This window comes from Haemophilus parahaemolyticus (assembly GCF_018373095.1).
GTDB classification, from domain to species: domain Bacteria; phylum Pseudomonadota; class Gammaproteobacteria; order Enterobacterales; family Pasteurellaceae; genus Haemophilus_A; species Haemophilus_A parahaemolyticus_A.
The window spans coordinates 1-6047 of record NZ_JAHAHT010000105.1 but is presented as its reverse complement, the minus strand read 5'-3'; the positions used below and the strand labels follow the sequence as shown (position 1 = coordinate 6047).

The 6047-nt window shown below is 40.7% G+C and carries 6 protein-coding genes; all 6 read right to left on the bottom strand.

Features of this window, described 5'->3' with window-relative positions; genetic code table 11:
- Positions 1 to 396: transporter substrate-binding domain-containing protein (locus tag KH943_RS08830; RefSeq protein WP_304110105.1), on the bottom strand; the 396-nt coding region annotated here is incomplete at its 3' end.
- The gene (locus tag KH943_RS08825; protein ID WP_304110104.1) at positions 380 to 1144 is read right to left on the bottom strand and encodes an amino acid ABC transporter ATP-binding protein; all 765 of its coding nucleotides are present in this window, start codon (positions 1142 to 1144) and stop codon (positions 380 to 382) included. The genes KH943_RS08830 and KH943_RS08825, both read right to left, overlap by 17 nt.
- 1 nt (position 1145) lies before the next feature.
- Complete coding sequence (locus tag KH943_RS08820) at positions 1146 to 1811, bottom strand: amino acid ABC transporter permease (RefSeq protein ID WP_304110103.1); 666 nt, start codon at positions 1809 to 1811, stop codon at positions 1146 to 1148.
- Positions 1801 to 2460: an amino acid ABC transporter permease gene (locus KH943_RS08815; protein WP_304110102.1), complete on the bottom strand. Its 660-nt coding sequence runs from the start codon at positions 2458 to 2460 to the stop codon at positions 1801 to 1803. Before KH943_RS08815 ends, KH943_RS08820 begins: the two co-directional genes overlap by 11 nt.
- A 168-nt stretch (positions 2461 to 2628) precedes the next feature.
- Positions 2629 to 4173 carry an exodeoxyribonuclease I gene (gene sbcB / locus KH943_RS08810; protein ID WP_304110095.1) on the bottom strand — a complete coding sequence of 515 codons (1545 nt, stop codon included), beginning with the start codon at positions 4171 to 4173 and terminating at the stop codon, positions 2629 to 2631.
- Positions 4174 to 4417: 244 nt separating this feature from the next.
- Complete coding sequence (locus KH943_RS08805; RefSeq protein ID WP_304110093.1) at positions 4418 to 5800, bottom strand: chloride channel protein; 1383 nt, start codon at positions 5798 to 5800, stop codon at positions 4418 to 4420.
- Positions 5801 to 6047: the final 247 nt, after the last annotated feature.

Genomic DNA, 6047 nt, shown 5'->3' with positions numbered 1-6047 from the left:
AGCAAAATCAACCACCTCTTTGCGTGCTGGTGTAACGGTAAAATTCGCAAGAATAATATCTACTTTGTTAGAGACCAAGTATTCCGCACGGTTTGCCGCTTCCACTAACACGAATTCAACTTTGTTTTCATCGCCTAATAAGTCTTTGGTAATCGCTTTGGCAATTTCTACATCAAAACCTTGACTTTTGCCATTAGCGTCTACATAGCCAAATGGCGGTTTATCGCTGAATACACCGATACGCACTTTGCCAGCTTGTTTTAATTGTGCAATAGTTGAAATCGGTTTTTGTGCTGCAGGCTCATCTTTATCGTTGCAAGCAGTCAATCCTGTAGCAAAAATTGCAGCGACGATTAATGCCCCGATTTTTTTGAAAGTTTTAGATGTTGTCTTCATAGTTTGTTCCTCTCGGTTCGTAATTTAAAATATTAAGAAATGCTTTTGCCCGATCTGTAGTCGGATTAGTAAAGAAATCTTCAGGCTTAGCTTCTTCGATAATCTGCCCTTTATCTATAAAAATAATGCGATTCGCAACTTGGCGGGCAAAGCTCATTTCGTGGGTAACGATCAGCATTGTTAGCCCCTCCTTTGCCAGCTCTAAAATCACATCTAATACTTCACGTACCATTTCTGGATCAAGTGCGGCAGTGACTTCATCGAATAAAATTACTTCAGGGTTCATGCAAAGGGTGCGAACAATCGCAATCCGTTGTTTTTGACCGCCCGATAATTCTCGCGGGAAAGCATTTTTGCGTTCATATAACCCAACACGCTTAAGCAGCTCATCCGCTTGTTTTTCCGCTTCAGCACGATCGCGATTTTGCACTTTAAGCGGACCAAGCAGGAGGTTGTCAATCACTGATAAATGGGAAAAAAGTTCATAACTTTGGAAAACCATTCCAATTCGTTGGCGGGCTTTGGTCCACGAAATCGCTTTGCCCAACTCTCCGTAATTTTCTAGTAAAATTTGACCGCTTTTAATCTCTTCTAAGCCATTAATGCAACGTAAGAATGTACTTTTGCCACAGCCTGATGGGCCTAAAATAACCACCACTTCACCTTTTTGCACGGAAAGATTAATGCCTTTAAGCGCAGTGACTTCGCCATAGTTTTTAACAAGATTTTTAATTTCTAGTAATGCCATTTTATTCCCACTTATTCTCTAAATACTTCGATACCAAGGATAACGGATAACAAATCACAAAATAGAGCCCGAAAATCACGCCGTAAATCCAAAAGGCAGCGGTAGGATCAGTAAACAGCGAGGTTTCGATTATTTGTTGCCCTACTTTGATGACTTCCAAAACACCAATCAACATCGCAAGCGAGCTAGTTTTAACCATCCGAGTAAAAAGGTTGATTGCACTTGGCGTCACTCGTTTAATGCTTTGCGGTAGTAAAATGTAGCGGAAAGTTTGTAGTTTGGTGAGCCCCAAAGCGTACGCAGACTCAACTTGGTGTTTCTCAATTGAGGTCAAAGCACCTCGTACTAAATCGCCCATTTCTGCTGTGCCCCAGAAAATAAAAACGATAATGCACACGGTAATTCCGCTTAAATGCACACCAAACCATTTTGCCAAGCCAAAGTAAGCAATAAACAATAAAGCAAGCAATGGAATAATGCGGACAAACTCTAAGTAAAAATGACTAATAGCTTGCACAAACTTGTTTTTACCAGTCATTATCACACCGAAAATCACACCCAAAATACTGGCGAACAATACTGAAATAAAGGCAATTTCTGCGGTAATGGCTAAGCCGTTCAATAATCGCTCAAGGTTACTCCCTTGCCATAGTAAACTAAGCCCCATATTTTGCTCTCCGTGTGCGATGTTCTAAATGATGGATAAAAATCGACATTGGTAACAGAATGATGAGATAGAAAACCACCAGCAAAAATAAGGCTTCGTTAGTTTTATAATCCATCCCAATAATCTCTTTTGCCATAAACATCAGCTCTGCAACTGCAACAGCACTGATCACTGAAGTCTCTTTCATCAAAAAAAGGGCGTTTGCACCAATTGCAGGCATCGCAATCGCAAAGGCTTGAGGAAAGATTACATAAAGAAATGCTTGCAAAGGCGTAAGTCCAATACTTAATGCTGATTCAATTTGTCCTTTAGAAACAGCTTCTAATCCACCGCGGATTGCCTCTGCCATGTAACTGCCACCTAAAAATGCCAAACCTATTACGCCACAAGTAAAACCATCTAATTTGATGCCAATTTTGGATAAGCCAAAATAGAGGAAAAATACTTGAATGAGCAATGGCGTATTACGTGAGAGTTCGATATAGCCTTGCACTAGCCAATTAAGGAATTTGACTTTATAAGTAGTGATTACCGCACAGAACAAGCCGATAATAAGCGACAACACAACTCCCCAAAAGGCGAGATGAAGTGTCATTATGGTCGCATCCATAAAACGTGGTAAAGCTTGCCAAATATATTCCCAATTCATGATTGTATCCGTAATAATCTAAAAACTGTTAAGCAATCGTTTATATGGGAGGGATATTAGAGGAGAATAAAAGGGAAAGGAAAGAATAGAAAACTATTTTTTATGCTGAAAAGTTATATCGATTAAGAGAAAAAAGCGTCAATTGATTCCACGCTCTTTTCTATTTCTTTACTTAATCAACGCCTTAAGCTGCTTCAACTTCTCTTCTTTACTCATTGCTTGCTCTGCAACTTTATTTAAATCATCCACCAAATGCGGTTGCGTAGTTTCTCTCTGTACATAAACAGGTTTTGCTTCTGAAATTTCTTCAGCATAAGCCATCAGTTGCTCAAGCCATTGCAATTTTTTAGGATCATCGTGGTAAGTTTGCGAAAGCATTTCGATCGACTGTGCAAACTGCTCTGCTTTGGCATCAATCTGCTGATTGCAATATTTCTGCCATTTGACTTGCTCTGCCCGAGTTAGGGTTTCAGGATAATGGCGAGCACGATAATGGAACAACAATTGTTCCACGCGTGGATCGGCAAATTTTAAGCCGTGATGCACCAATTCTTCAGGTTTAAGTGTACGTAAAATTGCCATATTATTTTTATCTGCTGGCGAGAAAAAACCATCATAAAGCGTGGTTTCCACATTCTCACTCGAGGCAAAAGTTCGTTCATCGCTAAAAATTTCGCTCACTTTTTGGCGTAATAAACTTTTATGCTGTTTTAACGCTTTTAAATTTTGCAAGCAAAGTTCACGATCGATGCCTAAACGTTCGGCATTTTCAGGTAAAAGTACTTTTGCAGGAGCTAAAATCGGGCATTTGTTGATATGCACTAATTTCAACGGCACAGGCAATTCGTTGTCGGCTAAATTTTCACGCTTGGTGTAAAGACGAGTTTTGAGTGCTTGTGGATCATCATTGAGCAAGCCTTGAATATCGCCCGATAAATCGCACACAATAACGGCATTTTTATTAGTTGGATGCCACTCAATCGGCACTACCCACGCAATATTACCACGATAATTACCAAGCATACCTGATACGTGTACAAGCGGCGTCATTTCGCCCGTATCTATCAAACTTTCCACTTCTTTTTTGCCACGATGTTCAAAGAAATAATTGAACAATTTAGGTTGTTTCTCTTTAAGTAATTTCGTCATTGCGATAGTTGCATACACATCCGCCATCGCGTCATGGGCATTCTCGTGCTCAATCCCATTCGCTTTGGTAAGATTTTCCAATTTAAAATTAGGGATCCCCTCTTCATCAGTAACCCAATTGATGCCATCTGGACGTAACGCATAGCACGCTCGTACCACATCTAACAAATCCCAACGCGAATTGCCGTTTTTATAGCTATATTCATAAGGATCAAAAAAATTACGAAAGAAGGTATAACGTGTCATTTCATCATCATAACGGATATTGTTATACCCCATCACACAAGTATTAGGCTGGCTAAATTCAGCGTGAATTTTTGCCGAAAATTCGGGCTCTGACAAACCCTCTGCATTGCATTGTTGAGGCAAAATCCCCGTTACCATAACTGCTTCAGGGGCTGGCAGATAATCAGGTGTTTGTTTGCAATAGAACATGATAGGTTCGCCAATGATGTTAAAGTTGCTATCGGTGCGAATACCTGCAAATTGGGCGGGACGATCCGAGGCAGGATTAACGCCAAAACTCTCGTAATCGTAGAAAAAGAAGGTTTGGTTTTTGTTCATAGAATGTCACTTGCTTAAAATAATTGGCATTATTGTAACATATTGAAATCACGATGAAATACGCAAAAAAAAGCCCGTAATCAAAAATCGAAAACGGGCGGAGGTCTTATTAAGAAAATGAAAAAAACTTTGCTGATAATTTCAATCAGTTAGCGATTTATCTGACTAAGTCATTTTTATAAAGTTCACTATTTTTTCAAAAAATGTAAAAAAATTTTTAAACTTGCAATAAGAGATTGTTTTATCAACAATCTTTTTGTTCTTTTGCCTCTTCTTGCACGCGTTGTCGGAAACGTCCTGCGGCGAAGTGATAGAACGGTTTCGGGCAGAAATAACGAGAGACCATTGAAGCAATGAGGCTACCGACCAGCACCCAAAACAATACAGGCTGACTTCCTGTCATTTCCATCACAACGACACTGGCGGTAATTGGGGATTGCGTTCCGCCTGCAAGAAAAGCAGCCATACAGAGCAACACCAACAAACGCTGATCGACAATCCCACCTGTAAGCGTTGCAATTTCCACCCCAATGCCTGCACCAACAGTTAAGGATGGTGTGAAAATCCCGCCAGCAATGCCCGTCCAGTAAGTGGTTACCGTTGCAAAAAGTTTGGCAATTCCAACCGCTTGCGGGTCTATTACCTCTCCATTCAATGCTCGACTCACGACCTCATAGCCCGTACCGTAAGTTTGTCCTGAAGTATAACTCCCTAATCCTGCAAGCATAAGCCCCAGCATTAACGCCATATAAATTGGATGACGACGAACCCAACCACGAATCTTAGCAGGCGAAACACTCGCTACACCTTTTGCCAACAAGCGGGCGAATAATCCTCCTAAAATGCCACAAATGACACCGCACAATGCAACCCATAAAATCATTTTAGGCACAGTTGTAGCCCCTTGATATTGCGGGAAATAGGGGTTATTTCCTTCAATCGCCACCAAAATAAAACCTGAGGCAAGCACACCAAGTACAACACGTCTACCCCAACGGAGCACCATTCCTCGACCTAATTCTTCAATCGCAAAAATCACGCCTGCAAGCGGGGCATTAAATGCCGCCGCTAACCCACCGCCTGCCCCCGCTGCCATCAGTTCGTTTGCCGTTAAACCTTTAAACGCATAGCCGTGCTTATGACAAAAATTTCCCCAAGCTAACATGACAGCAGCCCCTACTTGCACTGAAGGACCTTCACGCCCTACCGATGCACCAATTAACATTGCCAAAAAAGTAAGTGGAATTTTCCAAATCGTCTGCCAAAAAGTCACCAAACGACTTTTAAGTGAACCGTGTGGCAGGCTCATTGAGGCAATCACTTGCGGAATACCACTGCCCGATACATAAGGTGTATATTTTGCGGTAAACCACGCGAGTAACGCCATTCCAAGCGGTAAAATAAACCAAACCGCTAGCGGATATTTTGCTGTCCAAATGCTATTCCAATACAAACCAAGTTCGGCTAATTTGGCAAAACCCAATGCCGAAAGCGAAACAAAACTCGCTCCGATAAGCAGACAAGCAAATTCAATGCTTTTACGTGAAATGCGATTCGTTTGGCGAAGTTTTTTGTGCAATCCTCGCCGAAATTTTGTGATAAGGGATTTTAGATACTGGGTTATCATATTCGTGACTACCATAACGAGAAGAATTTAGGCTTTAGCATAAAACGAATAGCAAAATTTTCTAGTTAATTCGATCAAATTTCTAGCATTTTTGTAAGAAAATGTAAAAAATCCCCCATTCATTGCGGAATTTCTTGTAAAATAAGCAACGATTTTTTATTAAAAATTGATCAAAATAATTTTGAGGTATTCAATGTCTAAATTTCCATCAATTTCAGAAATTCTTTCAGGCAAAGTTGCCGTAGGA